At 63.9% G+C, this 26,899-nt stretch carries 26 protein-coding genes; 10 read left to right on the top strand and 16 right to left on the bottom strand.

Annotated features, from left to right (window positions below):
• Nucleotides 1-213: 213 nt before the first annotated feature.
• The gene (gene phaZ, locus BMY06_RS26110) at nt 214-1,512 is read left to right on the top strand and encodes a polyhydroxyalkanoate depolymerase (RefSeq protein WP_074986182.1); all 1,299 of its coding nucleotides are present in this window, start codon (nt 214-216) and stop codon (nt 1,510-1,512) included.
• Nucleotides 1,513-1,809: 297 nt separating this feature from the next.
• On the opposite strand, the gene BMY06_RS26105 is transcribed toward phaZ, so the two are convergent.
• The 5 genes from BMY06_RS26105 to BMY06_RS40510 all read right to left on the bottom strand — a co-directional run bounded on the left by BMY06_RS26105 (nt 1,810) and on the right by BMY06_RS40510 (nt 4,444).
• Nucleotides 1,810-2,334: a flavodoxin family protein gene (locus BMY06_RS26105; RefSeq protein ID WP_074986180.1), complete on the bottom strand. Its 525-nt coding sequence runs from the start codon at nt 2,332-2,334 to the stop codon at nt 1,810-1,812.
• A gap of 33 nt (nt 2,335-2,367) precedes the next feature.
• Nucleotides 2,368-2,826: a CBS domain-containing protein gene (locus tag BMY06_RS26100; protein ID WP_065060537.1), complete on the bottom strand. Its 459-nt coding sequence runs from the start codon at nt 2,824-2,826 to the stop codon at nt 2,368-2,370.
• Entirely contained in the window at nt 2,823-3,035 is a 213-nt protein-coding gene (locus tag BMY06_RS26095) for a hypothetical protein (RefSeq protein ID WP_065060536.1), read from the bottom strand. Before BMY06_RS26095 ends, BMY06_RS26100 begins: the two co-directional genes overlap by 4 nt.
• Before the next feature lie 217 nt (nt 3,036-3,252).
• A complete protein-coding gene (locus tag BMY06_RS26090) occupies nt 3,253-3,738 on the bottom strand; it encodes a hypothetical protein (RefSeq protein ID WP_074986179.1) in 486 nt (161 codons plus the stop codon).
• Nucleotides 3,739-4,309: 571 nt separating this feature from the next.
• Entirely contained in the window at nt 4,310-4,444 is a 135-nt protein-coding gene (locus BMY06_RS40510; protein WP_260696524.1) for a hypothetical protein, read from the bottom strand.
• Between BMY06_RS40510 and BMY06_RS26085 the strand changes: the two genes are divergently transcribed.
• On the top strand, nt 4,443-4,670 hold the full coding sequence (locus tag BMY06_RS26085) for a sigma factor-like helix-turn-helix DNA-binding protein (RefSeq protein ID WP_074986177.1): 228 nt from the start codon (nt 4,443-4,445) through the stop codon (nt 4,668-4,670). The two genes, BMY06_RS40510 and BMY06_RS26085, sit on opposite strands and share 2 nt — an antisense overlap.
• A 32-nt stretch (nt 4,671-4,702) precedes the next feature.
• Here the strand turns inward: BMY06_RS26085 and ftsH are convergent, their stop codons facing one another.
• Both ftsH and BMY06_RS26075 read right to left on the bottom strand, forming a co-directional pair.
• Nucleotides 4,703-6,643, bottom strand: a complete 1,941-nt coding sequence (gene ftsH, locus BMY06_RS26080; RefSeq protein ID WP_074986175.1) for an ATP-dependent zinc metalloprotease FtsH — start codon at nt 6,641-6,643, stop codon at nt 4,703-4,705.
• 42 nt (nt 6,644-6,685) lie between these two features.
• The gene (locus tag BMY06_RS26075) at nt 6,686-7,183 is read right to left on the bottom strand and encodes a hypothetical protein (RefSeq protein ID WP_074986173.1); all 498 of its coding nucleotides are present in this window, start codon (nt 7,181-7,183) and stop codon (nt 6,686-6,688) included.
• A gap of 246 nt (nt 7,184-7,429) precedes the next feature.
• On the opposite strand from BMY06_RS26075, the gene BMY06_RS26070 reads away from it, so the two are divergent.
• Nucleotides 7,430-7,660, top strand: a complete 231-nt coding sequence (locus tag BMY06_RS26070) for a ChaB family protein (RefSeq protein WP_234774610.1) — start codon at nt 7,430-7,432, stop codon at nt 7,658-7,660.
• 124 nt (nt 7,661-7,784) lie between these two features.
• Here BMY06_RS26070 and ppsA read toward each other — a convergent pair whose 3' ends face one another.
• From ppsA to BMY06_RS26040, 6 genes are all read right to left on the bottom strand, one after another.
• Complete coding sequence (gene ppsA / locus BMY06_RS26065; protein ID WP_074986171.1) at nt 7,785-10,289, bottom strand: phosphoenolpyruvate synthase; 2,505 nt, start codon at nt 10,287-10,289, stop codon at nt 7,785-7,787.
• Nucleotides 10,238-10,687: a universal stress protein gene (locus tag BMY06_RS26060; RefSeq protein WP_074986168.1), complete on the bottom strand. Its 450-nt coding sequence runs from the start codon at nt 10,685-10,687 to the stop codon at nt 10,238-10,240. Before BMY06_RS26060 ends, ppsA begins: the two co-directional genes overlap by 52 nt.
• Before the next feature lie 440 nt (nt 10,688-11,127).
• Complete coding sequence (locus BMY06_RS26055; RefSeq protein WP_074986166.1) at nt 11,128-12,072, bottom strand: 1-phosphofructokinase family hexose kinase; 945 nt, start codon at nt 12,070-12,072, stop codon at nt 11,128-11,130.
• Nucleotides 12,073-12,387: 315 nt separating this feature from the next.
• Nucleotides 12,388-13,287 (bottom strand): universal stress protein, encoded by a 900-nt coding sequence (locus tag BMY06_RS26050; protein ID WP_074986165.1) that lies wholly within the window; start codon nt 13,285-13,287, stop codon nt 12,388-12,390.
• Nucleotides 13,288-13,339: 52 nt separating this feature from the next.
• Nucleotides 13,340-13,798, bottom strand: coding sequence for a peptidase associated/transthyretin-like domain-containing protein (locus tag BMY06_RS26045; RefSeq protein WP_074986163.1), 459 nt, complete (start codon nt 13,796-13,798; stop codon nt 13,340-13,342).
• A gap of 248 nt (nt 13,799-14,046) precedes the next feature.
• Nucleotides 14,047-16,338: a heavy metal translocating P-type ATPase gene (locus tag BMY06_RS26040; protein ID WP_074986161.1), complete on the bottom strand. Its 2,292-nt coding sequence runs from the start codon at nt 16,336-16,338 to the stop codon at nt 14,047-14,049.
• Between the two features lie 284 nt (nt 16,339-16,622).
• On the opposite strand from BMY06_RS26040, the gene BMY06_RS26035 reads away from it, so the two are divergent.
• Entirely contained in the window at nt 16,623-17,162 is a 540-nt protein-coding gene (locus tag BMY06_RS26035; protein ID WP_074986159.1) for a cytochrome b, read from the top strand.
• Between the two features lie 243 nt (nt 17,163-17,405).
• Here BMY06_RS26035 and BMY06_RS26030 read toward each other — a convergent pair whose 3' ends face one another.
• Entirely contained in the window at nt 17,406-17,738 is a 333-nt protein-coding gene (locus BMY06_RS26030) for a hypothetical protein (protein ID WP_110328675.1), read from the bottom strand.
• A gap of 205 nt (nt 17,739-17,943) precedes the next feature.
• Between BMY06_RS26030 and BMY06_RS26025 the strand changes: the two genes are divergently transcribed.
• The 6 genes from BMY06_RS26025 to BMY06_RS26000 all read left to right on the top strand — a co-directional run bounded on the left by BMY06_RS26025 (nt 17,944) and on the right by BMY06_RS26000 (nt 24,050).
• Complete coding sequence (locus tag BMY06_RS26025; RefSeq protein ID WP_074986155.1) at nt 17,944-18,585, top strand: response regulator; 642 nt, start codon at nt 17,944-17,946, stop codon at nt 18,583-18,585.
• A gap of 480 nt (nt 18,586-19,065) precedes the next feature.
• Nucleotides 19,066-19,689 (top strand): TetR/AcrR family transcriptional regulator, encoded by a 624-nt coding sequence (locus tag BMY06_RS26020; protein ID WP_074986153.1) that lies wholly within the window; start codon nt 19,066-19,068, stop codon nt 19,687-19,689.
• Between the two features lie 136 nt (nt 19,690-19,825).
• Nucleotides 19,826-20,956 (top strand): cytochrome P450, encoded by a 1,131-nt coding sequence (locus tag BMY06_RS26015; protein WP_244144413.1) that lies wholly within the window; start codon nt 19,826-19,828, stop codon nt 20,954-20,956.
• Nucleotides 20,953-21,159 carry a ferredoxin gene (locus tag BMY06_RS26010; RefSeq protein ID WP_074986150.1) on the top strand — a complete coding sequence of 69 codons (207 nt, stop codon included), beginning with the start codon at nt 20,953-20,955 and terminating at the stop codon, nt 21,157-21,159. The genes BMY06_RS26015 and BMY06_RS26010 overlap by 4 nt, the downstream gene beginning before the upstream one ends.
• A 38-nt stretch (nt 21,160-21,197) precedes the next feature.
• The gene (locus BMY06_RS26005; protein ID WP_244144412.1) at nt 21,198-22,313 is read left to right on the top strand and encodes an NAD(P)/FAD-dependent oxidoreductase; all 1,116 of its coding nucleotides are present in this window, start codon (nt 21,198-21,200) and stop codon (nt 22,311-22,313) included.
• Nucleotides 22,314-22,889: 576 nt separating this feature from the next.
• On the top strand, nt 22,890-24,050 hold the full coding sequence (locus BMY06_RS26000) for a porin (protein ID WP_231957571.1): 1,161 nt from the start codon (nt 22,890-22,892) through the stop codon (nt 24,048-24,050).
• 74 nt (nt 24,051-24,124) lie between these two features.
• Here BMY06_RS26000 and BMY06_RS25995 read toward each other — a convergent pair whose 3' ends face one another.
• Both BMY06_RS25995 and BMY06_RS25990 read right to left on the bottom strand, forming a co-directional pair.
• On the bottom strand, nt 24,125-25,390 hold the full coding sequence (locus tag BMY06_RS25995; protein ID WP_074986148.1) for a sensor domain-containing diguanylate cyclase: 1,266 nt from the start codon (nt 25,388-25,390) through the stop codon (nt 24,125-24,127).
• 501 nt (nt 25,391-25,891) lie between these two features.
• Nucleotides 25,892-26,797: a LysR family transcriptional regulator gene (locus BMY06_RS25990; protein ID WP_065060518.1), complete on the bottom strand. Its 906-nt coding sequence runs from the start codon at nt 26,795-26,797 to the stop codon at nt 25,892-25,894.
• Between the last annotated feature and the right edge of the window lie 102 nt (nt 26,798-26,899).

The raw sequence follows: 26,899 nt of genomic DNA, 5'->3' as shown, positions 1-26,899 counted from the left end.
CGGTCATGCCGCCGCACGACATTGCGCTGCAACCCTGCACCGCCCGGTTACCCGACGAGCCGAGACCATGCTTATCCCCAGTACCGATATCGCCGGGTTGCTCCGCGAGATCGCCGACCTGAAAGCAGTCCCACCCATCGGCGGCGAATTAGCGCTGGAAGCGCTCGCGCCGCATCGGAACACACGCGGCAGGCCGGACCATCGGGCTCGATCATGTGGTATGCCCTGATCGAACAGCAGCGCCGATGGCTGCGTGCGTGGCGCGCGGCGTCGGAATATGCCGAGCATGTGTGCGATGGGTGGCCGGCGCCCGCGCTCGCTCACGCGGTCTCCTCCTGCTATGCCGGCCTCTACGATTCCCTGCCCGGCTTCACCGACACGCCACCGCCCTTCGTCATCGACACCGTCACGCTCGAAGGTCGCCGCACCGCGGTTGAATGCGGCATCGTCGCGCGCACGCCGTTCTGCGACCTGCGCTGCTTCGCATGCCGCGGCGCGGACGCCGGGCCCCGGCGCGCGCTGCTGCTATGCGCGCCGCTGGCCGGCCATGCAGCCGTCATGATGCGCGAGACGGTCGAGACGCTGCTCGCCGATGGCGATGTCTACATCACGGACTGGAAAAACGCTCGGGACGTGCCGCTCGCAGCGGGACGCTTCGGCCTCGACGAATACGTGGCGATGCTGGACGACTTTATCGGCCAGTTCGCGAACGACACGCGGCCGTTGCACGTCCTTGCAGTCTGCCAGTCGACGTTTCCCGCACTCGGGGCGCTGTCGCTGCGCGCGCAGCGTGCCTTGTCCCCACCCGCCAGCATCACGCTGATCGGCGGCCCGCTCGATGCGCGCCTCAACCCGGGCACGCTCGGTTTCGCCGCCACATCGCATTCGTTGGACTGGTGCGAGCGTCATCTGATCGATGTGGTGCCTGCGCAGTTTGCGGGACGCGGCCGACGGGTTTTTCCGGCCTATCTGCAACAAGCCGAGATCGTAATCCTCTATCCGCATCGGTACGTTTCGCTGATCGAGCTTTACGCCGATGCGAGTTCGCGGGGCGACGTCCGCGCACTCGCCGATGCACGGCGCGCGTTGAGCGAATACACCGCGCTGATCGACATGGCCGCCGAGTACATCCTCGACACCGTGGACATCGTGTTCCAGCGTGCGATGCTCGCGAACGGCACGTGGCGCGTCGCATCCGGAGCAAACGGTGCCGACGGCACGCTCGTCGAGCCGTCGGCGTTGCGGGACGTGGTGCTGCTGACCGTCGAAGGCACGCGCGATGCCGTCACCGGAGCCGGGCAAACGCACGCGGCGCATGCGATGTGCCCTGCCATTGCGCCGGATGCACATCGTCGCTTCGACGTGGAAGGCTGCGATCACTACGGGCTGTTTACAGGCGAGCGCTGGCATGCCGATGTGCACCCCGTGTTACAGGCGACCTTCGCGAATGCCGAGGCCGCCTGGCGCTTGTCCCAGCGCGCCCGGAAGACGACGCGCCCGGCGCTGCGCTAGTCCGGCGTGGAGACGGTACGGCCTGCCGGCCTCGCCCCTGCGGCCTTGCTCGTCGCGAGTCTGACAACGCATCGCGGTCGCGAGCGAAGCGCGTGCCGTCACGATCTTGACGGCTTGATCAGCCAAGCAACAGGGCGACCAGGGGTGACCGCTGTCGACGATGGCGGCCACAGGGGCCGAAGCGCAGGCGAGCACTCAACGCAGCACTTTCCGCCAACGACAGGCGCGAACCTGTACGGACCACGATGACGCGGGAAACGACGGCTCACAAACGAGCTGACTGCGTCGACGCCCCGTTTAGCGGGCCGCCGCCTCGTCCTCGCGCGCCGAGAGCGCGTCCTTGATAGCAAGGACGAAGCGGGCCACCTTCTCCACCGCTATATCCTCTTTCATGTCGCGCGCGGAAATCGCACAAGTCGCGAGCGGTGCGCGGTGCGCGAGCTGCTGCAACTGCGCGAACGTTTGTTCGCTGCCGCGTGAGCCCATGGTGCAAAAGAATGCGGTGGCGCGCACTTCGTGCCAGTGTTCGGCCAGCCAGGTCGCCACGGGCGTGGAAGCGCGAGCGGCCCACACCGGCGTACCGATCAGCACGACGTCGTAGTTCGCAAGCACATGGGCCATCGGCTGAAGATGCGCCGTGCGCTGGCGAACCACATCGACAATCGAGCGCAGGAAGCCGAAAGGCCCGGCACGCCGCCGGAATTCGACCTCATGCAACCGTTCGTAATCGCCTTCAAGCTCGGCGGCGAGCCGCCCGCCCAACTCGGCGGTGGTCTCGCTGCGCGAGTAAAAGACGACGAGGATGCGCGTTGGGGTATTCATGACCGAATCCATGGAATCTTGCCGATGCGCGGGCTAAGCCCTGTCACCGCGGCGCTTCGCTTCGAAATGCTGCTGGCGAGCGGCGATGAGGCGCAATTCATCGAGCAGGTTCGCGGCCGCATGCAGCAGGTCGTCCAGCGTAACGATGCCGACCAGCGAGCCGTCCGCGCCCACCACGGGCAGACGGCGTACGCCGTGCAGATGCATGCGCCGCGCGAGCATCCATAAGTCGTCGGTGCCGTGGGCGAGCACGGCGGGCGCCGACATCACGTCGCCGGCATAGAGCGTCGTCGGCGAGGCATCCGGACTCACCACCGCCAGCACGATGTCGCGATCGGTGAGCACGCCAACCGGCTGGCGCGCGCCCGCCTCCTCGCTCACCACCACCAGATCGCCCGCATGAAGGGCGCGCATGCGGGCCGCCGCTTCGACAATGGACGTTTGCGGACCGCAGGTGGCCACCTCGCGGGTACACAGTGAACAAGCATTCATTTGACTTCTCTCCACTCGGCCAGCAAGGCGTCGCATTCGGCCGGCTGGCTGACCGGCTCGCAGGCGAACACGCTGCCGAGCGCTGCATGGGCGGCACTCGCGAAGGACGCGCCGCACCGCTCGACAACGATGAAACCCGCACATGCCACAGCCGACGCCGTCACGATGCCGAATGCCCACCGTTCCAGCTTACGAAAGATGCGATACATGACAGCTTTACCTCATTCGGTGTACAGAATATCCATGATGATGCACACAGCGAACGCCACGCTTTTCGCGCGGACCACACGCCGCCGTTCTCGACTGCCTCGGCCGGATCTCGCCGCGCCTCCGAACCTCGTCGATCACACCTGTGACCCGGCGCACATGCGAGATCGTCCGCCGGCCCCGCTTTCACATCGAGCTTGAGGTCGACCCATTGCTCGGCTAGATGCTGATATAGCCGCGGAAAAGCCACGGCAAACGCACGCAGGACGACGAGGACGGCTCGCCGGGCTGCGCCATGCAACTGCCGGAAAAGCACGGCGCGCCATCAGCGGAGAAAACGGGCACGAACGCGAAAGCATCGTTGACCCGAATGAGGCAATCGTTGTTGTAACGCGAAGGCGGATAAATTTCGATCGACCGGAAGAATCCGTGATTTTCCACGCCCCTTGCCATTTCCCTCACCCGCGACATGTCGGGTTGATGGACTTCAGCGAACCACGCATAGCGCGCCGGTATCTCGTCGCTGCGTGTGCCGCGCCTGACTTCTTCGCCTGCGGTGAAGGCCAGCTCGACACCGGGGTACGGCAAGCAATGCGGCGCCTGAACGACCGGCCCTTCCGGGCCGAGTGCAGGCGGGGGATAGATCCACATCGCGACATCGAGTACGGGCGTCCTGCGTGAAAAGTACTCTGCCAGCCAGTTCATACGCGCCTCCGTGCCGTGTCAATTTCGCGTTAGCCGAAGCACACCCGCCGTCGTCCCTGCGGACCATACGGCAGACCGTATATCGACGATGCCTTCGCCGATGCGAAACCGCGCCAGTTCATCCTGTCGCCGGCTGTATGTCCGGCGAGAAAGTACACGCTCATCGCGCGATGGCAATTGCAATTCCATGCGGATGAAACCATCGTGTCCGCTACCGCGGCTGTCGGCTTGACTCAAATCAATCGGCCGCCCAATCCGAATCACATGGCTGCGACAGCCGCACCGGGCATGCGCCGCAGCGGTCATTTTGCGTGCAGCCTCGCACGCGCTTGTTCACTGGCCCCGGATGTTGCCGCGCGATCCGATCGACCGATGCGGCGGGTGGCACACACTGCGGTTTTCCCTTATTCAACCGCGCGCGAACGCACAATGATTCACGGCATCAGGCAGCCCGCGGCGAATTTGTGTTTGTGAACCGGCGGCTGCCGTCACGAGGAAGTCAGTACGCCTCGCCATTAGCCTTACGGTGTATTGCGTGAACGACATGAAGACCGACAAACGCCTGCAACGCTCAGACCTTGGCGGCGTGCGCGTCGAGTCGTCGTCGCTCGACATCGTGTTGCCCGACGGCGAAACGGAACTGATCGATCTGATTCCCGACCCTGCGACCGCCACGCCGCTGGATACGCTCGGCCAGCGCGCGCATGGGCGAATTCGTGCAGGCACGGCTCGACGACATGTCTGCCGTGCAGGCGGATATCGTGCGCCGGCGCTTCGGGATTGGCGTCGAGCCCCAAACCTACGATGAAATCGCGTGCCGCACCGGTATCTCGCGTGAGCAGGTTCGCCGCACCGAACAGCGGGCACTGGAGGCGTTGCGGACGTCGGAACGCGTGCGCGCCGCGCACGACTATCTCGATCCGGAGCCGTAAACGCAACGCCTGAACGGCACTCGCGCGCCACCTCATGCCGCGCGTTCGACGTTGCCCACTTCTTTGGACCTCGCACTTTCCGGCGCACTTTCCGGCGCACTTTCGGGCGCGCCCTGCCGCGCGCTGCCGGCCGGCTCGGGCTCGTTGGCGATCAGCGCGAGCAGTTCGTCGTGATCCAGCATTTCCCGTTCGAGCAGACGCAACGCAATCCGGTCGAGCGCCTCGCGCCGTTCGGCGAGCGTCTGCACCACCCGTTCGTGCGCCTCGTTCAGAAGCCTGCGTACTTCGTCGTCGACGCGCTGCGCCGTATGCTCGCCGCAGCGCGGGCCGTCCGTGGCGCCGAGCGCATGTGCCGTCCCGGGCTGGTCGGCGCAATTCGCGAGGCCGATGCGCTCGCTCATGCCGTAGCGCGCCACCATGTGCCACGCCATGGCGGTCGCGCGCTCCAGATCGTTTTGCGCGCCGGTGGACACGTCGCCGAACACCAGCTCCTCCGCAACCCGCCCGCCCAGCAGGGCGTCGAGCCGGTCGAGCAGTTCGCTGCGCCTGAGCACGTAGCGGTCCTCGGTCGGCACCTGCTGCGTATAGCCGAGCGCGGCCACCCCGCGCGGAATGATCGACACCTTCTTGACCGGATCGCAATGGGCGCGGCTTTGCGCCACGAGCGCGTGTCCCGCCTCGTGCCATGCGATCGTCTGCTTTTCCTGCGCGTTCATGACGCGGCTCTTGCGTTCGGAACCCGCGAGCGCGCGATCGATGGCCTCGTCGAAGTCCGCCATGGCGACCGTCGCGCGGTCGGCTTCGGCGGCGTGCAGCGCGGCCTCGTTCACGATGTTGGCGAGGTCGGCGCCCACGCAGCCGGGCGTGCGCGCCGCCAGCTCATCCAGATCGACATCCGGTGCCAGCGGCACCTTGCGCGTATGCACAGCCAGGATCTGTCGGCGTCCGGTCAGGTCCGGACGGTCAATGGCGATATGGCGATCGAAACGCCCCGGGCGCAGCAGCGCGGGGTCGAGTGTTTCGGGCCGGTTGGTCGCCGCCAGCAGGATGACACCGGCATTGGCCTCGAAGCCGTCCATTTCGACGAGCAACTGGTTGAGCGTCTGTTCGCGTTCGTCGTTGCCCGACATGAGGTTCGCCCCGCGCACCTTGCCGAGCGCATCGAGTTCGTCGATGAACACGATGCACGGCGCCTGCCGCTGCGCCTGCTCGAACAGGTCGCGTACCCGCGCCGCCCCGACGCCGACGAACATTTCCACGAACGACGAACCGCTGATGGAAAAGAACGGCACGCCCGCCTCGCCCGCGAGCGCCTTGGCGAGCAGCGTCTTGCCGGTGCCGGGCGCGCCGACGATCAGGATGCCTTTCGGTATCTTGCCGCCGAGCCGGCGATAGCGCTCCGGATGGCACAGGAACGACACGATCTGTTGCAGCTCTTTTTTCGCTTCGTCGATGCCCGCGATGTCGTTGAAGGTCGCGCCCGTGTCGCGCTGGACATAGACCTGCGCGCCGCTTCTGCCAATGCCCATGAAATCGCGCGCGCCGCCGCCCCGCCGCGACATGACCTGCCACACGATCACGAAGAGCACGAGCGGCGCGAGCCAGCCGAGCAGCGCGCTGCCCCAGTTGCTGTCGACTGCGCCGCTATAGCGCACGCCGGCGGCGCCGAGGCGGCCCGACAGCGCGTCGTCGGCGACACGGACCGTCGCAAAAGGATAAGGCGCCGGCCCGTCTCCAAAGCTCGCGGCCTCCGACGCAGGCAGGGTCGCCCTGGCGTGTTCCGAGCGCAGTTCGCCCGTGATGCGCGTCGGGCTGATCACGAGATTGTCGACCTGATGCGCGTCGAGCAGACGCACGAAGTCGCTGTACGCCATCTGGGGCACGGAAGGCGTGGACCAGAACAATTGCAGCGCCACCATCAACAGCAGCCCGACAAAGAAAGCGATGCTGCCGTAATCGAACTTCTTCTCCATACTGAGCTCTCCCCTCGTTGCGCAGGGGCAGGCGTTCGGCGATCACGCCCCTGCCGATCTCGCGTGGTGCAGCGACGTGGCGGGGCGCGCCTCGCCGTCCGGGTACGTGGCTGTCAACGACGCGAGATATGCCATCCAGTCCGCCGACTGCGCGCCGGTTCCGGCCGGCGTTGTCGCCAGGCCCGGCGCACCCGTCAACCACACCTTCCGGGCGCCGAGCACCGTGTCGCGAAGCATCGCGCCATAAGACGCCTGGGTTTCCGCGGCGGCCACCATCCCTTGCCCCCACAAGGCCACGCACGCCGCAAGATACTCGCGCGTCATCGTTTGCCACGCCTGCGCGACGGCCCCCGTATCGTGGGTGCGCGCCTGCATCCATACCTCGCACAGGTGCTGCGCGGCAGTGCGGTCGCGATCGAGGCACTTCGCCTGGAACGCCAGCGCGGACGCGAGTTGATCGAAACCGATCTGCACCATGCGCGCGCCCATGTCCGACAGGAAAACGGGTTGAAGCGGCGTGTCTGGAGCAATAGGGCTCATGTCATTCTCCTGATCAATCAAAGCGTGCCGGATTCACGACGCACCAGGCCCTGATCCGTTCGTCGAATCCCATCCTTGTTCAATCTAGCGAACGGGTCCTCCGCAAAATTGACCTGCATCAGCCGAGATCAGCATCCGAAATAGCCACGATGGCGATCCCGCGTGCGCTGCCTTGCTTGATCTGCATCAGAGGCCGCCCTCGCGGCGCGCGCCAGTCTTCTGATTGCCCGATTGACTTCCCGCGCGATGCGCACCTTCGCCATGCCTTACGCAACGAACGACGATTTGCCCGCGAGCGTCCGCAATCATTTGCCGTCGCACGCACAGGATATTTTTCGTGCCGCCTTCAACCATGCGTGGGCCGCCCACGCATCGGACCCACGCCAGGAAGAAGCGGCGCGCCGGATCGCCTGGGCCGCCGTCAAGCGCCTCTATGTCCGGACGGGTACATCGGATACCTGGTGGGTGCCGCGCTGAAGGGTCGGCCCTGTCCGGGGCATGAAAGCGGCGTGAGGCGATTGCCACCCCTGCGCCGCCGCTCTTTTCAGCGAGTATCGGGGGCAACCGGGCCGTGCATGAGCCGCCCCAATTGAAAAGACGGCTAAGGCGTGATTTCGACCCCGTGGGCGCGGCGCGACGCCTCGGCTGCCGGCACGGCAAGGTCCGCATCGTGCGCCGCCTCGCGGGCCGCGACGGCACGCTTGATCGCCACGAAGCTGTCGGGGCTCACCGAAATCGAATCGATCCCGCATTCGACCAGGAACGCGGCAAACTCGGGATGATGCGCGGGCGCCTCGCCGCACAACCCGACCTTCGCCCCGCATCGATGGGCTTCTTCGATCACGGTGCGCACCATCCACTTGAGCGCGTCGTTCTGCTCGTCGAAAAGGCCCGCCAGTTGCGCCGAGTCGCGGTCCACGCCGAGCGTGAGCTGCGTGAGATCGTTGCTGCCGATCGAGAAGCCGTCGAAGCGCTTCGCGAACTCCCGGGCGAGCACCACGTTGGACGGAATCTCGCACATCACATAAATCTCCAGGCCATCGCGCCCGCGCTCCAGCCCGTTCCCCTTCATGACCTCCAGCACACGGTCGGCCTCCTCGGGCGTGCGGCAGAACGGGATCATCACGATGACGTTGGTGAAGCCCATGGTTTCGCGCAGGCGCCGGATCGCACGACATTCGAGTGCGAATCCTTCACGGTACAGCGGCGAGTAATAGCGCGAGGCGCCGCGAAAACCAAGCATCGGATTGGCTTCGCGCGGCTCGAACTGGGCGCCGCCCACGAGGTTCGCGTACTCGTTGGTCTTGAAGTCGCTCATGCGCACGATCACGGGACGCGGAAACTGCGCGGCCGCGATGCGCCCAAGCGCCCGCGAAAGGTGGTCCACGAAATAGGCCGTCTTGTCCGCGTAGCCCGCGCTGAGGTTGCGAATCGTGCGCTTTGCCTGTTCGTCCTTCAACTGGTCATAGTGAACCAGCGCCATGGGATGAACGCGAATCTGGTTGCCGATCACGAACTCCATGCGCGCGAGTCCCACCCCATCGGCGGGCAGGCGCCACCAGCGAAACGCCGCCATCGGATTCGCGAAGTTGAGCATGATGCCGGTACGCGTGGGCGGCAAGCTCGAGAAGTCGATCTCGTCCGCGTGAAAGTCGGCGATGCCCTCATAGACCTCACCTTCCTCGCCCTGTGCGCAACTCACGGTGACCTTCTGGCGGTTGCGCAGCACGCGCGTGGCATTGCCGCTCCCGACGATCGCCGGCAAGCCCAGTTCGCGGCTCACGATCGCCGCGTGCGAGGTGCGTCCGCCATGGTCGGTGACAATCGCCGACGCGCGCCGCATGATCGGCACCCAGTCGGGGTCGGTGGTCTGCGCGACCAGCACCGCGCCGTCCACGAAGCGCGCCATGTCGCGAGGCTGCTCGATCACGCAGACTTCGCCCGCGCCTATCGCCTCGCCGACGCTGACGCCCAAAAGCAGCTTCGGCCCGCTCCTGTCGAGATGCCAGGTCCTGATGCTTGCGGCATCGCGGCGCGACTGCACGGTTTCCGGACGCGCCTGCACAATGAAGAGCTCGCCCGTCGCGCCGTCCCGCGCCCACTCCATGTCCATCGCACAGCCATAGTGCGTCTCGATCAGACAGGCCCAGCGCGCCAGCTTCAGGATTTCATCGTCGTTGAGCACCCAGGCGCGGCGCTCGGCCAGCGAGGTCCGCACGCTCTTGGTCGGCTGCATGCGGCTGCGTGTGCAGATCATCTTGATCGCCTTGGCGCCGCACTTCTTGCCGACGATGGGCGCCAACGCAGGGTCTTTCAGCAGCGGCTTGAATACCTCGTATTCGTCCGGATCCACCGCGCCCTGCACCACGTTCTCACCGAGGCCCCAGGCCGCATCGATCAGGACGACGCGATCGAAGCCGGTCTCGGTATCGATCGAGAACATGACGCCCGCGCCGCCGAGGTCGGCGCGCACCATCTGCTGCACGCCCACCGACACCGCGACCTTGAGCGTGTTGAAACCCCTGGCCTGACGGTAGCTGATCGCCCGGTCGGTGTAGAGCGAGGCGTAGCAGCGCCGGCATGCGTCGAGCACGGCGGCGGCGCCGGACACGTTCAGGAAGGTCTCGAACTGCCCCGCGAAGCTCGCCTCGGGCAGATCCTCGGCGGTTGCGCTGGAGCGCACGGCAACGCTCAGCACGTCCTGGCCGCTCTGGCGGCTCAACTCCGCATAGGCAGCGGCGATAGCGTCCGCGATCGCCGCCGGCCATTCTCCTCGCAAGACCGCTGCGCGGATGCGTGTACCCATTTCCGCGAGCGTGCGGCGCCCCGTCTCCAGATCGTCGAGCGCGGCGGCGATCACTTCATCGAGCCGGTTTGCCGCGACAAAGTCACGATACGCCTGCGCCGTGGTCGCGAAACCGGGCGGCACCTTAATGCCCTGTGGCGTGAGCCGCGCAATCAGTTCGCCGAGCGACGCGTTCTTGCCGCCGACACACCCGAGATCGGCGCGCGTGACTTCCGCGAGCCAGACCACGGCGGAAGAGGCGCCGGCGCTCACAAGGCACCCCGCACGAGCAGCACCGGGCAGTCGGTCACGCGCACACATTCCTCGGCGATACTGCCGAGAACGGCGCGTCGCACGCCGCGACGGCCATGCGTGCCGAGCACGACGAGTTGCGCGCCCACGCGCGTGGCGCAGCGGTTCAGGCAGTCCGCCACGCTGTCGGTGACGCTTTGCAGTTCCAGCAGCTCCGTCTCGCATCTCACGCCCGCGCCCTTTGCTTCGGCGCGCGCCACTTCAAGCACCCTGCGCGCGCCTTCGCGGTAGGCGGCGATCAGGTCCGCCGGCACGTAGGTCAGCCCCATGCCGAAGGGCGCCAGAATGTCGATCACATGCGCGACGTAGAGTTGCGCGCCTGTCAGGCGAGCGACGCGCAGCGCCTCGGCGAGCGCGTGTCTCGACGTCTCGGAGCCGTCGAACGCCACCAGAATCCTGTCACACATGTCGGCTCCTGAATCGGGATGTCACGCCCGTGTGGTCTTGCGTGCTTTTCATCATCGGGTTGGGCCGCGCCGCGGCATTGACTTGCGTCAAGAGACAAACGGGGCCGAACGGGGCGCGTGGCCGTGCGCATCCGGACGGGCGTTTGATGAACCTGGCGAGAGTCCGCAGCGTAGGCAGGCGAGCCGGCATCTTGCCGGCCCGCCATCGGGTCAACATCAGTTTTGTGGAAGCAATCAGCGATACGGACGGAGCCGCCGGCGACAGCCTGCTCTCGGGGGTGGCGTCGAGCTCCCGCGATTTCGCCGTGACGGACGCCTGTCGTCGTCCGGCGTGGAAGGACAAAGGCTCCACGGCGTTCCGCGCTGCTCAAATCGGCGACCTTGGTCGTGCCGCTGTCGCGTCGCCGGTCAGGCGCCGTCTGAACAGGCGCGGCAAGGCGTCAGGCCGCATCCCGGATGGCGGCGTGCAGCCGCTTCACTTCATCCGCGTCGCACAGCGCCGTGCCGCTCTTGAGCAGCGTGGCAGAGGCCGCAGCCTGAGCGAGACGCGCGGCATCCCGCAAGCTGTCGCCGCGACGCAGCGCCACCAGCAGGCCGGCCAGAAAACTGTCACCGGCGCCGGTTGCACTCAATACGGCCAAAGGCAGCGCTTGCACGCGCAGGGTTTCCTCGGACGAGACAAGCAGCGCGCCGCGTTCCCCCAAGGTCAACGCAACGATCTGCGCGCGCTGCTCCTCGACCAGACGACGGGCGGCCGACAGCCAATCGGTTTCGTCGGCAAGCGGCTTTCCAGCCAGTGCGGCCAGTTCGCCGAGGCTGGGCTTCACGAGGTAGACACCCGCTTCGAGTGCGAGCGCGAGCGCCGGCCCCGAGGTATCGAGCACCACGCGCGTGCCACGCAGATGGGCATAGCGGGTCAGATCGGCATAGGCCCTGGCCGGCAATCCGGGCGGCAGACTCCCGCTCAGCACGAGATAGCGCGGCGCGGGCATTAACGCATCGAGCACCGCGAACAGGCCCGCCCACTCATCGGCGTTGATCTGCGGGCCGGGCAGAACGAAGCGAAACTCGCGGCCCGTGGCGCGCTCGCTCACGGAGAAGTTCTCGCGCGTTTCACCCGCAATGCGCAGCCGCCGGCTGCTGACGCGCTCCGCCGTCAGCATCTGTTCGAGCTGGCTCCCGGATGAGCCGCCCGCCAGATAGAGAGCGAGGCAGTTCGCCTCCCTTCCGTCGAGCCGCTGGATCACGCGGGCGACATTGATGCCGCCGCCGCCCGGGTATCGGCACGCGGCGTCGCAGCGCAGCTTGTGCGTGTCGACGACCCGCTCCACTGCCGTCGAGAGATCGACGGCAGGATTCAGTGTCAGTGTCACGATCTCGATCACCTGCGCCCCCCTTCCCTTGTGCAGGCGTTTGCCTGCGGTGTCCAGAAAATGCTTACGGCAGTTTCAGCAGCGCCTCATTGGAACGCGCCCCGCTGCGCGACGTACTGAAGACGTGCCGCGCGAACGGGCCGCTTCTATCGAATGCAAGGCGCTTCGACATAACCGCCGTCGACATGCCTGCGCAAGCGGCGGACGACAACGTCGAAACCCTGCGCGCAATGCGCGCCAAACGCGACATCGCGAATCCATGAACGCCGGCCTTCACGGCCGCATCGTTTGCGGTACGACCAAAGTGGATCAATCAAACACGGGGATTCAAGGAGCCGGAGCGTCAACCAGCAGCAGTGGCGTCCGCGTGAGACGCGCGACCTCTTTGGCGACACTGCCGACCACCAGATGAGTCAGCCCCCCGCTGCTGTGCATCCCCATCACCAGCAGATCAGCGGCCCATTCCACCGCCTCCCGCACCAGCACGCGCGCGATGTCGTCGCTCGTTTCCGCCGCGCCGATGGTGGCCGTCGTCACGTTGTCCGAAGCCCGCTGGAGACACTGTTTTGCCGCGACCAGCGCTTTCGCTGCGCGCCCGACGTCCGGGGCATCGTGCGCCACTGGCCAAACGGGAGCCGGTGCAGCAACGTTCACTGCGCGCAGATGCGAGGCTCGCGTCGCGAGGCGCAGTCCATAGGCCATGCAATGTCGTGCGTCCTCAGCGGAATCAACCGCAAAGAGGATGCGTGTCGGCCGATCGTGTTCGGCTTGTGCCCCGGAAAGGGGGACGATCAATAGCGGACACCGGTGCAAACGCGTCAATGCCCCGGAGACTCTTCCTTCAAGCCATCGCAACCATTGCCGATGCTGCCGCGCGCCGACAACAAGCAGATCGGCCTGCCACGAAGCCGCCGACGTCACGATTGCGCGGCCGATATCGGTGTCGCGTCCGGGCAGTTCGATCGTCTGAGTCTCCGCTCGAATGCCGGCGCGCGCGAGATAGTCCGTCGCGTTCGCGAGCACGCGCTTCGCCTCGCGAACCCGTTCTTCCTGCAAGGAATCCAGAACCGGAATCGTGGCGTCTCCGGGCGGCAGAATCGACGCTTCGCCCAGCACCACGCTAACGAGGCGGACGATGCTCCCAATCGGCGCGATGTCGCGAACGAATCTCAGCGCCTCGCGGGAAGCTTCTGACGAATCGATGGCGATGCATATTCTCAGCGACATGCGTCAAGTCCTTGAGATGTCCGCCCGACGGACTCATGCGGTTTTACGCGGACTATCGCGCCTGTTTGCACAGGAGAATCACACCGCAGGTGTCGGGATCGTCAAGACGAAAAATCGCCTCTGATCCTCCGCGCGCAGGAACCTGCACCGCCTTCGTCGCACTCTGCGGGCCAAGATGAATTTCGATCTGGTAGCGGCCCGCGGGCAGGCGGACAAACAGGAACGGCCCTTCCGTGCGCACTCGCAGAACACGATGACGCGCCATATTCCAGATGCTCACGTCGACATCGGACAGGAACGCGCCCGACTTCGTCGTGAAGGTCATGCGCAAGTTGTACTGTTGAGCCTGCGCTCTGAACGCTTCGACTTCGGTTTGGCCAATGCCCCCTGTGATGTAGCTGATGCCGTTGTGCCGGACGGGTGCAGACGCCGGCATTGCGTCCACGCTTCCGGAAAAAACGACCAGTCCGGCAAAGAGGAGGAAGGCGTAAAAGCGGAAAAGCGTGAACATGAACGGGCTCCATTCGCTTGAACTGCGCCACGACCCGGTGCTCGGCGTGGCATCGATGAAGCAAGAATAGAAATGTCGCTCGAACGGCAATTGATATGCATCAATTGGCGCTGCCGTTCCTGTCACAAACTCGAACAGCGCGCCTCCTCCGCTCGCCCCGTCGCTCCGTGGCCGAACGTGGCCGGGGCGTGATCCATCGGCACGCTTGAAGAACCGACCGGTTGTTTGTATGGACACCCGTTGCGTTTCTAGGCGCCCTCATCGAGCGCGTGGAACAGTTCATCCTCCTGCGTGCAGTGCAAGCGCACAATCGCGTCCAGTCCGTACAGTAGTCGCTGGAATTCCTGAATGCTGTCCGCGTCGGGGCCCTCGCTCGGTATCTCCGCCGTCATCTGTCCAAGCAGACGGGCAAGGCGAAATATTTCCCGATGCGTGCCGCTCATTGCCGCCATCGGATCTTCTCCACCGAGCAGGCGCGCGAGATCCGGATACACCTGCGCATCGTCGCGCTGTTCGTGCGGAACCAGCTCTCGGGACAGCGACGCGTTCACGCTCTCGAGCGCGCTTGCAATCGTCGTTCGCGGCAGTCGCGGTAACTCGTCCGCCAGTTTCCGGATCTGTTCGATCACCGGCCCGAGTTCGACGTGACCGGCTTTCAGACGGTCCGCATCGTCCCGCGCGAGACTACCGGTCGTCGCCGTGGCGCGTATCCGCAGCGCCCGCAGTGCATTCGCGATGACACCCACGTCGATAAGCTCCTGAACCATCGCGCCCGCCAGGGGCTGCAAATAGCCGAGGGCCGCAACCACCATGGCCGCAATCGAAAACGCCATGCCGGTCACCACGCTCTGCATCGCGATCCGTCGGGTACGGCGAGCCACTCTCAATGCCTCCACGAGGCGATCCAGGCGGTCTACGAGCAGCACGATGTCTGCGGCCTCCGATGACGCAGCGGCCCCGCGCGCGCCCATCGCGATCCCGACGTCGGCGGCCGCGAGCGCAGGGGCGTCGTTGATGCCGTCGCCGACCATGATGACCGTGCCTTGCGCTCGAGCGGCGTGGATAGCGGCGAGCTTGTCCGCGGGCGTTTGCTCTGCGCACACTTCGGTGACGCCGAGCATTGCACCGATGGTTTCGGCCACGTCGCGTCTGTCGCCGGTGAGCATGATGAGCCGCCGGATACCTTCCTGACGCAGCAACCTCAGCGCTCGTGGCGTCTCCAGGCGGATCTGGTCCGCCATCTGAATGGCGCCCGCCATGACACCGTCGACGCCCACGAACACGGCCGAGGCGCCTTCGCTGGCAACGCGCTGAAGGAAGGCCTTGCTCCAGGGCGCCGGCGTCGCGACCGTCGATACATAGGCAAACGAGCCGATCGCAACCACCTGACCGTCGATCTCCCCCGTCAGTCCCGCGCCGGGCTGTTCGACAACACGGGCTGGCACGGCAAGCGAGAGCTTGCGTTCGCGTGCGGCCGTGGTTACCCCCTGGGAAATCACATGCCCCGACGCTTGAGCAAGCGAAGCGGCAAACCGCAACACGCTGTCCGCCGTTGTCCCGGGATCCGTGACGACCGCGACCAGACGAGCATGGCCGCCCGTCAGCGTGCCGGTCTTGTCGAAAAACAGGATGCCTGCCTGAGCGAGACGCTCCAGCGCGCCGCCGCTTTTGACGAGTACGCCGCGCTTTGCGCAACGCGACATGCCTGAGACGACTGCCACGGGCACCGCGAGGATCAGCGGGCATGGGGTTGCAACGACGAGAACCGCCAGCGCCCGCTCGACGTTGCCGGTGACAAGCCAGCTCGCTCCGGCAAGCAACAGGGCGACGGGGATAAAAAGCAGTGCATAGCGGTCGGCGAGGCGCGCCGCGGGACTGCGGCCTTGCTGCGCTGACTGCACCATGCGGACGATCCCGGCAAACGTGCTATCGCTGGCGGCCGCTGCGGCCACCATTTCGAACGGCGCTCCCGCGTTGACTACGCCGCTGGGCACGGCCTCCCCGGGCGGGCGCGACTGGAGCACGGACTCGCCCGTGAGTGCGGATTCGTCCAGCTGCGCGTGGCCAGCGAGCGTGCCATCGACCGGTACAAACTCGCCGCTTCGCACCAGTAACCGATCGCCCGGAACAACGGCGTCCAACTCCACGCGAAGCCACTCGCCGCCTTCGAAGCGATTGGCGTAGTGCGGCGCGTGCGCGAGCAGCGCCGTCATTTCTCGTCGCGCCCGCTCGTGTGCATAGTGTTCGAGCGCGCGTCCACTCGCCAGCATGAGCGCGATCACCGCGGCGGTAAGGAATTCGCCGAGTGCCAGTGCAAAGCCTATGGCGAGCAGCGCGAGGATATCGATGCCTGCTTCGCGGCGCCGCAACGCCTGGAAAATGGAAATCGACAACGCCAGCAGGACCGGCGCTGCCCCGACGGTCCATACCGCGTGGGCGATCACGCCTCGGCCTGATGCAGTGAGCATGAGGCCGCCTATCAGACCCAGGGCCGTGATGAGCAGAAGGACGAAGTCGATGGAACGCAATAGACGTCGCATGGCGAAACCACCAGGTTCTCTCGAGGCAGATTGCGGTACGAATTTCCGGACGACTGTAAGGTGTGCCTGACACAGTGTATTAACCGGTTCTTAGCACCTCTTGACTGGCGTCAAACCAGGCGGGACGCCGACGACTCCGATCTGAATCCAGACTCGTTTGCAAACAGGCGTCCTTACGACGAGACCCTGCGAGGTTCGCGCAGCGGGCGGTCTCTTAAGCATTGGATAAGGCTTCTCGTGCAAGATACACGCTACACACGTTCCAAACTCTTCAAGGAGTGACGATGTCTGCCATCAAGCAAAACGGCGACGAGACCTACGGACTCGTTGCCCGACTTCTTCACTGGTCGATTGTCGTCCTGGTTGCTGCTCAATTCGTCGTGGCCTGGACGATGCCCGACGTGCACCGCGATACGCAACCGGTCGGACTCATTGCGTGGCACCTTGCAATTGGTACGGCACTCATTGCGGCCATGGCTGTACGGGTCGTCTGGCGCGTCACGCACAGGCCACCTCCGGGCACACTGCCACCGCTGCTGGACACCGTTTCTCGCTCCACGCACTTCCTGCTTTATGCCGCGCTGATTGCGGTTCCGCTGCTTGGCTGGGCCAACGCATCGTCACGAGGGTGGAAAGACACGGTCTTCGGCGCACTACCGTTGCCAGCGCTCGTGCCCACGGGATCAACCGCCGGACATGCGATGGGAGACATCCATGGCACGCTCGCCTGGGCGCTGCTGGTGCTGATCGGCGTGCATGTCGGCGCAGCACTGTTCCACCGTTTCGTGCTGAAGGATAAGGTGCTACAACGGATAACCGGGTAATCGCCATCCGGTCATCGCGTCAACAGTTTGCCAATGGCTCGTTTCCTGCAAAAGGAACGAGCCGTTTTTCATTTAGTGCCTTTAATCGATCCTCGCTATTGCCTCGGCAGTTTGACATGCGTCACGCGTGGCGCCGCGGCGGAAAATCAGAATAAAAAACGAGAGGCCTGTCCGCTGAGAGATGCGCCGTGGCGACACGGTCAATCCTGTTTGTGGTGGTGCTGCTTGCCTTGTTTGGCGTATTCAGGTGCCCCGGGCGAGGTCCGCTGCCGATGAACAGGTTGTTGCCTGGCGAAAAATAAAAGCGGACAGCCGAGCTTCGGTTTCAGTGAAAACCTGCTCGATCAAAGGCAGCAGAGTATCGCCACTGTACTTCTGGGTAAAAACCCGCTGCCTTTTGCTCGCGAAGACCTCGAGCGTCGTGAGATAGATTGACTCCGAGCGCGTTATCGTGAGACTGCAATGCGTGACTTCATTAGCGAAGTGGAGCAGTTTTAAAAGGGCCTGCGCTGCCGCAGATTCGATTTCCCGCGTTTTCTCAAAGCCGACGCAGGCCACATCCATTCCGAGTCCCATATCCCCCCCATACTATTCACCTTCGACTGGAAGGGTTTGCCCGAGTCTGTGCCTTTCAATTGCATAGCGCAACAACTGTTTCACGAAATGCACGCCGGCCAAAAAGTATACAGAATCCCCTCTGTATCGGACCTGGTTGCCTCGCCCATCTTCTGGCGATACAGTCTGAATCTACCCGCATAGTCGCGGAACCATGGAGCGCGTCATGATCAGGGTTGGCATAGCTGACGAACACGCGATCATCCGCGTAGGAATCCGAAGCGCGCTGGAATTGGCAGGCGGTTTCGACATTGTCGGCGAGGCATCGGACGGCGACGGGACGCTTCGTCTGGTCACACACGCCTCTCCAGACATACTGACTCTTGGTCTAGCAATGAGCGGCTTGCGCGGCGAACATCTGATCCGCGAAATTCGACGCTCAGTCCAATCTCCGAAAGTCCTGGTGGTGACGAAATACTCAGACCCTGGTGTTGCCCGCGAATGCCTCGCAGCGGGGGCTTCAGGTTTCGTGACGAAGAACAGTCCGGCACATGAACTGATCGCGGCGCTGCGGAAAATTGCTGGCGGTGGGGTATATATCAACCTTTCAGGTCGTATTGAAACGCAAGTCGATGCCGCAACATCGCGTGGACTTCCCCACGAGAGGCTAACAGCGACTGAAATGCGCATTTTTCAACGCATTGCGTGCGGGCAATCCGGAGTCGAAATAGCGACCACCATGGATATCAGTCAGAAAACCGTCAGCACTCATCGCGCAAACATCATCAGGAAGATGGAACTTCGCAACGATATCGATGTTATCCGTTATGCGATTGCCTACAAGCTCGTGCCCGACGACGATCCATGAGGGTGACGCTGCTCTGGCTGAGCGCAGCACATGACCAGTCCCGCGCGACAAACTGATTCGCTTCAATCGGGTTCTTCGCCTTTATCTTCCGCCCACAATATTCAGGTTCCCTGAGCATTACGCAAGGGATGACCGGCGTGCTGTTGCCGTCGGGGCGATACGATCGTCGGAGGCTCCGGAATCGCGCAACACACGCAGCACGCGCGAGTCCAGCGTTCGTCGATGGAGGCGCGAGCGCTCGAAGCCGTGCTCAGCAGCACGCAGGGGTCAGGGTCAATCTCGCCGACATCGCGCGAATCGCAGGGCGCCCCTGCAACTGCCCGGCGGGGGCGCCATTCGCCAGGGTTGCAGCCGAGAACGACCCTATGGTCGCCGCCGTAGCAGGCCGCAGCGCTAACCGCCCTCGGGACGCCGCGCTGCTGACGCGCACAATTCCGGAAGAAGCCCGATGGCGCCGATGATAGTGTTATCGTGGCCGCCATGACCACACAACCCAAAAACCAGCGGCAAATTCAGAAGGAAGCGACTCGACAGCGCATCCTTTCAAGCGCGCTCGAATTGTTTGTTTCGCGCGGCTACGTGGCGACCACCGTCGACGACATTGCCGCCGCCGCGAACACCACGCGTGTCACGTTCTACTCTCACTTCGAGTCGCGCCGCGAATTGATGCGCGCGGTGATTCACGAGCTCGACACCATCCTTGAGCGGCGCGACGAACCAGGCCGCAGTTCCACCGCCAGTTCGCTGGTCGCGGCCGTGCGCGAAGGCTCGCACGAAAAGCTGGACGACTGGCTGCGCGCGCAGGCCGCGCGCTGGCCGTTGATCAAGCCTTATCTTCTGGCCGTCACCGAGGCCGCGGCGGTCGATGCCGAAATGCGCGCACTGATGCGCGGCTGGATCGAGGAAGTGGTGGCAGACATCCGGGAAGGCCTTGATGCCGCCAACCGCTACGAGCCGGGCACGCGACATTTTCGCGGTGAACTGGCCTATGTCGCGTTGGAGCAGACCGCGCTCTCATGGATGCGCGGCGAGCTGGATCTGACGTCCGAACCGGCGCTCGATGTCCTGGCCGAACTGTGGTGGAAGATGCTGGGCGCGACCTGATCCGGGATTACCCTGTCATGGTATCCATTGGGTTTACATGATGTAAAGCGAAACTAAGAATACAGGCCATCCATCCACAATGAGGAGCTGGCCTGTGACACCCCGTTCATCCGGTATCGACCTTTGGGCCGCCGATGTGCTCGTCGATCCTTACCCGACATACCGCGCATTGCGCGAACTCGGCGACGTCGTCTATCTCACGCACTCGAATCTCTACGCCTTGACTGGCTACGATGTCATCAAGGACGCGCTTGCGGACCCGGCGCGATTCTCGTCCGCTCAGGGCGTCGGCTTTAACGACGGTGTGAACCAGGCCTTGCAGGGCACGTCGCTGGCCTCCGACCCGCCGACCCATACCCAATTGCGCGCCGCGCTTTCCGAAAACCTCACGCCGCGGGCTCTGCGCGGACTGGGCGAGCAGATCAAGGCGAATGCGCAGGCGCTGGTGGCCCGCCTCGTCAAGCAGCCGTCCTTCGACGCGATCGACGAAATCGCCCGGCGCTTTCCGATCGGCGTTGTCGCCGACCTCGTCGGCTTTCAGGGCGAGGCCAGGGCGAACATGCTGCGCTGGGGACAGGCCGCGATGGAAGTCATCGGGCCGATGAACCAGCGCACGGTGGAGAACTTCCCCATCGCGGGCGAGCTTTACGGCTACTGCTCGCAGATCACCCAGGACGCCCTCACCCCTGGCTCGGTCGGCTGGGGCGTCTTCGAGGCGGAGAACAACGGGATGATTCCCGCCGGCGCCGCGCGTCACATCATCCACCAGTATCTCGGCGCCGGGCTCGACACGACGCTTGCCGCGATCGGCAACACCGTCGCGCTGTTCGGGCGTTTTCCCGAAGCGTTCGCCAAGGTGCGAGCCGATCTCTCGCTCGTTCCGTCGGCGTTCAACGAAGTGCTGCGCTACTACTCGCCCGTCCATGTCTGGAGCCGCGTGACGACGCAGGACGTGGAAGTCGGCGGTGTGACGATCCCGGGCGGCTCGCGCATTGCGGTCATGCTGGGCGCCGGCAACCGCGATCCGCGTCATTACGCGAACCCCGACATCTTCGACGTGACGCGCAACCCGATCGACCATCTCTCCTTCGGCTATGGCCCGCACGGTTGCGCCGGTCAGGGTCTTGCGCGCATGGAGGGCGCGGCGATCATCGAGGCGCTGGCTACGCAGATCAAGTCGTTCCGCATCGGCGAGGTGGCCCGCGCGCCGAGCAATGTCACCGTGTCCTTCGACACCGTTCCTGTCATCGGGCTGGAGGTCGCATGATCAAGCTGATACTGGATCGCCCGCGTTGCGAAGGTCATGGCCTGTGCGAAGAAGTGGCCGCGCAACTGCTTCATATCGACGATGAGGGCTATGCCGCCATCGACGTGAACGAGATCAGCGCGGCGAACCTCGCGGCGGCGCAAGCCGCGGCGCGTGTCTGCCCGGTGGCCGCGCTCAGGCTCATCGAGGACGAGGCGCCCTGATGAACACGCTTTCGGATACCCCGCGACGCATCGTGGTGGTGGGCAACGGCATCGCGGGCTTGACCGCGTGCGACACGCTGCGCGCCGAAGGATTCGACGGCTCCATCACGATCATCGGGGACGAACCGGTCGCGCCTTACAGCCGCCCTGCCTTGTCCAAGGCCTTGTTGCGCGACGGCGATGACCTCACCTCGCACCTGCTGCCGGAGGCGACCCACGGCGCGACCGAGCGGCGCGGCATGGCTGCCGTCGGTGTCGATGTGGCCAGGCAATGCGTGCGGCTCGCGGATGGCGACGCGGTGCCGTATGACGCGCTGGTGATCGCCACCGGCACGCGCGCCAGACGCCTCGTTCGCGGCAATCCTAGCGATCCCGGCGAGGGATACACCGTTCGCACGCTCGCCGACGCGCTGGCGCTGCGTGCGCGGCTCGCGTCGAGACCTTCGGTCGTGGTCGTGGGCGGTGGTCCGCTCGGCATGGAGATCGCATCCGGCGCGGTGGCGGCGGGATGCGCGACCACACTCGTTTCGCAAGGCATGCCGCTCGCTTCCCAACTCGGCGCGTGGCTCGCCGCGCGGCTCCATCATGCGGCGCTCGCGCAGGGCCTCGCCATCATGACGACGGGCTGCGCGGAAGTCGTGACGCGTGACGGGTCGTCCGTCGTCACCCTCGGCGACGGCACAGTCATCGAGGCGGAGGTGATTGTTTCGGCCATCGGCGACGTTCCGAATGTCGAATGGCTGACCACGAGCGGACTGCTCACCGGCGGCGCGCTCGTAGTGGACACGCGCGGCCTCGTTCGTCCGAATATCGCGGCCGCGGGCGATGTCGCCGCGTTTCCGCACGCGGGGCGCGTCGCGCGTGTGCCGCTGTGGACAAGCGCCATCGATCAGGCAAAGGTGGCCGCCGCCGCGCTGCTCAGACCGGATGCGCCGGAACTGGCCTTCCAGCAGTACTTCTGGACGGAGGCGTTCGGTGTCTCCCTCAAGGCCATCGGGCCGACGCCGGTCGCGGGCGAGCCGGAGATCGCGGAAGGGACGGCAGAACAGGGCGTGTTTCGCTGGCGACACTCGAATGGCCCGTGGACCGCCGTTGCGCTCGACTATCGCATCCCGATTCCCAAACTACGCCGACTGACGACGCTCGGCGCGTAACGGAGCGAGATTACCGGTGCCGCCGGTCTGGTCGAACCCATTTACGATCTGCCGGGATGCTTCACGGAGATTGACGCGCTCGCATAGAGCTGGATTCAGATTGCGTGATGGAAACGTCATCGAGATCCCGCCTTATCTCGCGAAGTTCCGCCTCGGGTCGATTCATTCGCGCGCACGCACCTCGCCGAACAGAAAAATCAACCAATAAAAACGCATTTGGACATGCCGATTCATCCAATGACTCGGGCGCTGTCCTGCGTTCGGCACTCAACTCAATGTTGAGCAATTCATAACAGTCTGTTCCTGAAAGCCGACTTTATCGGCTTCGGTTCCTGCATCGATTATATCGATCACCCGTCGCGCCGCGAGCCGAGACGGGTTCAATTCTCATACCAGTCCACGACGGCAGCCACACCCGCAGCCAGTTCAAACGCCAGCCCGCAATAGCCTTTTAAAAGAGGAAGGCAGATCCATAAAATGGATAATCATATTAATAAATTCCCGAAAGTTATATCGGAATACACAGAGACAACTCGCAAATACAAATATGATTCTATGAATAGAAGAAAGATCAGGATGGACATCCGGGCGACCAGCGTTCTGCTTGCTTTTGTCAGCCCGGTGTTGCATGCGCAAAGCTCGGTGCATCTGTCGGGATCGGTGGACGCGGGCATTGCCTACGTCAGCGACGCAGGCAATGCCAATGGTCATCAAAGCGCGTGGCAGGCAAAGAACGGGGACATCAACATCAGCCGCTGGGCGCTCTCCGGCAATGAACAGATCAGCAACGATCTCAGCGCGATCTTTACGCTGACTAACGGGTTCAGCGTCATGAACGGCTCGGCCGCGCAGCAGGGCCGACTGTTTGGTTTTCAGTCGTGGATGGGACTTGCTTCGCAGTCGACAGGCACGCTCACCTTCGGTCGTCAGTTCGACGAGGTCGTTCAGTTTGTCGAACCGTTTGCGCTAGGAGGAACACGATACGGCGGCACAGCTTTCGCCCACGTTTTCGACAACGACAACCTCGACAACTACACGCGCACGAATAACTCCGTGAAATACACAAGCCCTGTGCTGCTGGGCGGCGTGAAGCTCGGCGCGCTATATGGTTTTTCGAATGAGGCAGGCGGCTTTGCGGATAACCGCGCATACAGTTTCGGCGCGGGCTATCAGTCCAACAACCTGGACCTCGGGGCTGGCTACCTCCAGTTCAATAACGCATCGAATCTCGCGACGGCCAACACGAATGGCGCCGAACCGGCCGGCGCGCCGTTCAATGCGCAGCGGCAGCGCACCTGGGCCGCAGGCGGCCTTTATCACGTCAATCAGACCGCCGTCGGACTCATATTCAGTGAGACGCGCCTCGACAAGGCTACGTCGATCAACAACGTGGCCGATACCGCCATCAAACTACCCGGCGAAGACGTGCGCTTCGACAACGTCGAAATCAACGTGCGCTACGCGGTGAATCCGCGGTGGGACATTTCGGCAGGCTATACGTTTACGCTTGGCCGTTTCGCTACGGCGACGGGCGTGCGTTATCCGAAGTGGCATCAGGTCGGCATCGTCAACACCTACTTCCTGACGCCCCGCACGGACGTTTACGCGGAAGCCATTTATCAGCGCGCCAATCAATTGGCAGGAACGGGTATTCAGGGTGCGCAGATTTCAAACTTCTCGCGCGCATCCGGCGCAAACCAGCTCGTCACCGCGCTGGGATTGCGGCACCGTTTCTGATCGATCCGTTGCACATCACGCGGCAGCGCACGATATCGGGTCGACACGCGCTGCTGTCTCGTCAAACGGAAAACCTATCCAGTCTCGACACGATTGCGGCCAGACTTCTTGGCCCGATAAAGCGCCTGGTCTGCGCGCCTCATCAACGTGTCGACATCGATCTCGTCGGCTTCACGCGTGACCACACCGATACTCACGGTGAATGCAACCGGCTTTACGCGCCACACGTGCTCGAAGTCCCGCCGTTCGATGCGCTGCCGCAGTGTGTTCGCGATGCTCTGCGCAAGACCGACATCGGCGCCCGGCAGCGCAGCGACGAACTCCTCACCGCCCCAGCGAGCAAACAGGCACGGCCGTGTCGTGATCGATTCGCCGATCTTCGCGAGCGCGCGCAACACTTCATCGCCAACGTCGTGGCCATACTGGTCATTGATCTTCTTGAAGAAGTCAATGTCGAGGATGAACACCGAAAACAGATCGGCGGTCCCGAACAATTTTTGTACGAACTCCAGAAACGCCCGGCGATTCGGCAAACCTGTGAGCGCATCGGTGACGGCCTGCTTCTTGAGCAGTTCCATTAGTCTCGCGCGATCGGTAATGTCGCGAACGACCGCCATGAATTCGACGCCGCCATTAAAGCTGATCTTGGAGACCGCAATTTCAACCGGCACGATCGAGCCGTCGCGATGCTGTCCGTACACACTGTTGGTTTCGTCCATACGCGGCGGAGTTGCCTGCCGAAGCGTCGGCTGATAGGCGTCCGCGAACTGCTTCACCTTGTGCGGATGGCCGGCGCGGAATCGCTCGGGCAACAGGGTCACGATGGGCTGGCCGAGTATCTCGGCCGACGAATAACCAAAGAGATTCTCCGCTGCACGATTGAACAATGTGATGTTGTGCTGCTCGTCCATGGTCACGATCGCGTCATAGGCGAGGTCGACCAGCGCGCGATAACGCGATGCATCGGCTTCCGGCGCTTGAGCCGGCTGGCTTTGCGCGACCATGTCGAACCCGGTCACGAGCACCTCATCTGCGCATGCGTCGCCGTTTTGACGTTTGATCGGTTTGAGTGAAAGGCGCCACCACGAGCCGCCGTTGCGAACGTCGTGGGTGTGCTCGGGCCGAGCAGGCGAGCCGGCTGAGAAACATGCGAGCAATTTCTCGCGCAACTCGCGCTGTGTGGAATCCGCAACCAGTGCGTCAAAACGGATCGGAAAAATTTGCGTATCGACTGCCGTTCCGCCCAACAGCTCGAAGAACCGGTCATTGCACGCGGTGACGACGAGATGCCTGCTGTCGTCGAGTCCGATCAGGGCGACGCATGGGGCATGGGTGTCCATGGCTGGGTGCTGTTCTTTGAAACGGTCAGACAAGATTTCACCTTACAAAGATGCTTGATCGGCGCGCATGCTGATTGATTGCGAAGGGGCCATCGGCGAGTTCCGGGCGTTTACCGGGTTATCGGCGTTTCGAAGCTGAAACTTTGAACGGTAACTTCGACCGATGCGCGAAGTGAAATTCGTCTTTCACCCTACGTGAAGCGTGCCCCGAGCGTCAAGGAACTGAGTTCTCGCGAGGGGCTTCGTCTCCCACTGACTATTACCGTTGATTACAAAATCGGCTCGATTCTGCCGGGAGCATGAGCGATGCCGGCCGAGCCAACGGTCGATATGCGCGGCGAGCGTGAGTCCATTCTCCGGATCCACGCCCGCTACATCCGTACTATCCTGCCACGGCTTGATGGGCGACGCGGTGAATAGCGTGGGCGTCAGGGTTGCCGTGAGCGCACGAATCTCGCCCTCGTCCCGCAAGGGCGCTACCCTTTGCCAACAGTACGAGTGTCAGTTCCGCGCGCCAGGTTCACGCAAAGCACGCAGAAACAGCCGCAGGCGCTCAGTCACTTTCTGGTCGCGTCGGCTGATCACATTGAATTCAACGCGGTGTTCCAGTGACTGCTCGAACAACACCCGCATCAAATCACGCTCGATCCAGTAAGCCGCGTAGTGCCGCGGCAGAAAGCCAACCAGCTTGCCGGAGAGCACCAGCATCGCGACGCCCTCCATGTTGTTGGCGACAGCGGCTAGCCGAAAGTTCTCCAGCTCGGGCAGCTCCTTCAGTTCGCGAAAGTAGCCGCGCGTGACATAGTCGATTCCCGTCACTGCGGAGGGATCGAACGTGGACGGTGGGCCATCGAAGAACGCATGGCCCCGGCCGCAATACAACTGGAGCGATTCCGTGTAGAGGTGCTCATACGACAAGCTCGCCACAGCGCCTCTAAACGGTCCGATCCCGACATCCAGCCGCCCGCTTTGCACGGCATCCTCGATCTGACTTGCCGACCCGATCTCCAGCGTAATACTGAGGTCGCTGTCACGCTCTCTGACTGCGCGAAGTGCCGCAGCCAGCCGGCCACCAGGATTGCTGATCGTGTTATCGACTGTGCCGATCGACAGCCGGCCGCTAATCCGGCCGTGAATGGCGCCGATATCCACATGGAAATCCTCCACCGAAGCGATGAGCTTCTCGACGGAATCATAGAGTCTGCGGCCAGCGTCAGTCAGCCGGAATCCGCCTCGGCCACGCTCGCACAACCTCAGGCCAACCCGGCCCTCTAATTCGGCCATCTGAAGGCTGATCGCCGAGAGCGTCATGTTTAACGACGCTTCCGCTGCGGAGAACCCTCCGCAATCGGCGACGGCCTTGAACACGCGCAGTTGGCGAAGATCAAAATCCGAGATTTTCAGCATGGCGCAGCACATGCGCAGTCAAACACCCGAAACGAAAATCCGCCCCCGCAGCGCGCCCGCACGCACCGCGCGTCACCCGTCTTAGCCCCAGCGGCGCACGCG

This window comes from Paraburkholderia tropica, from assembly GCF_900109265.1.
Classification (GTDB): Bacteria; Pseudomonadota; Gammaproteobacteria; order Burkholderiales; family Burkholderiaceae; genus Paraburkholderia; species Paraburkholderia tropica.
The sequence above is the reverse complement of the archived record's forward strand: the minus strand, read 5'-3'. Positions and strand labels throughout refer to the sequence as shown.

Excerpts from the sequence above, each read along its gene's own strand:
- BMY06_RS26060 (WP_074986168.1), bottom strand. The coding sequence starts at position 10,687 with ATGTGTGACAGGATTCTGGTGGCGTTCGACGGCTCCGAGACGTCGAGA.
- BMY06_RS26075 (WP_074986173.1), bottom strand. The coding sequence starts at position 7,183 with ATGAGCCCTATTGCTCCAGACACGCCGCTTCAACCCGTTTTCCTGTCG.
- BMY06_RS26035 (WP_074986159.1), top strand. The coding sequence starts at position 16,623 with ATGTCTGCCATCAAGCAAAACGGCGACGAGACCTACGGACTCGTTGCC.
- BMY06_RS26095 (WP_065060536.1), bottom strand. The coding sequence starts at position 3,035 with ATGTATCGCATCTTTCGTAAGCTGGAACGGTGGGCATTCGGCATCGTG.
- BMY06_RS26045 (WP_074986163.1), bottom strand. The coding sequence starts at position 13,798 with ATGTTCACGCTTTTCCGCTTTTACGCCTTCCTCCTCTTTGCCGGACTG.
- BMY06_RS40510 (WP_260696524.1), bottom strand. The coding sequence starts at position 4,444 with ATGCGCGCGCTGGCCGAGCGTATCCAGCGGCGTGGCGGTCGCAGGGTC.
- BMY06_RS26070 (WP_234774610.1), top strand. The coding sequence starts at position 7,430 with ATGCGCACCTTCGCCATGCCTTACGCAACGAACGACGATTTGCCCGCG.
- BMY06_RS25990 (WP_065060518.1), bottom strand. The coding sequence starts at position 26,797 with ATGCTGAAAATCTCGGATTTTGATCTTCGCCAACTGCGCGTGTTCAAG.
- BMY06_RS26100 (WP_065060537.1), bottom strand. The coding sequence starts at position 2,826 with ATGAATGCTTGTTCACTGTGTACCCGCGAGGTGGCCACCTGCGGTCCG.
- BMY06_RS26030 (WP_110328675.1), bottom strand. The coding sequence starts at position 17,738 with ATGGGACTCGGAATGGATGTGGCCTGCGTCGGCTTTGAGAAAACGCGG.
- ppsA (WP_074986171.1), bottom strand. The coding sequence starts at position 10,289 with ATGTGTGCGCGTGACCGACTGCCCGGTGCTGCTCGTGCGGGGTGCCTT.
- BMY06_RS25995 (WP_074986148.1), bottom strand. The coding sequence starts at position 25,390 with ATGGACACCCATGCCCCATGCGTCGCCCTGATCGGACTCGACGACAGC.
- BMY06_RS26050 (WP_074986165.1), bottom strand. The coding sequence starts at position 13,287 with ATGTCGCTGAGAATATGCATCGCCATCGATTCGTCAGAAGCTTCCCGC.
- BMY06_RS26085 (WP_074986177.1), top strand. The coding sequence starts at position 4,443 with ATGGGCGAATTCGTGCAGGCACGGCTCGACGACATGTCTGCCGTGCAG.
- BMY06_RS26020 (WP_074986153.1), top strand. The coding sequence starts at position 19,066 with ATGACCACACAACCCAAAAACCAGCGGCAAATTCAGAAGGAAGCGACT.
- BMY06_RS26000 (WP_231957571.1), top strand. The coding sequence starts at position 22,890 with ATGGACATCCGGGCGACCAGCGTTCTGCTTGCTTTTGTCAGCCCGGTG.
- BMY06_RS26025 (WP_074986155.1), top strand. The coding sequence starts at position 17,944 with ATGATCAGGGTTGGCATAGCTGACGAACACGCGATCATCCGCGTAGGA.
- BMY06_RS26090 (WP_074986179.1), bottom strand. The coding sequence starts at position 3,738 with ATGAACTGGCTGGCAGAGTACTTTTCACGCAGGACGCCCGTACTCGAT.
- ftsH (WP_074986175.1), bottom strand. The coding sequence starts at position 6,643 with ATGGAGAAGAAGTTCGATTACGGCAGCATCGCTTTCTTTGTCGGGCTG.
- BMY06_RS26040 (WP_074986161.1), bottom strand. The coding sequence starts at position 16,338 with ATGCGACGTCTATTGCGTTCCATCGACTTCGTCCTTCTGCTCATCACG.
- BMY06_RS26105 (WP_074986180.1), bottom strand. The coding sequence starts at position 2,334 with ATGAATACCCCAACGCGCATCCTCGTCGTCTTTTACTCGCGCAGCGAG.
- phaZ (WP_074986182.1), top strand. The coding sequence starts at position 214 with ATGTGGTATGCCCTGATCGAACAGCAGCGCCGATGGCTGCGTGCGTGG.
- BMY06_RS26010 (WP_074986150.1), top strand. The coding sequence starts at position 20,953 with ATGATCAAGCTGATACTGGATCGCCCGCGTTGCGAAGGTCATGGCCTG.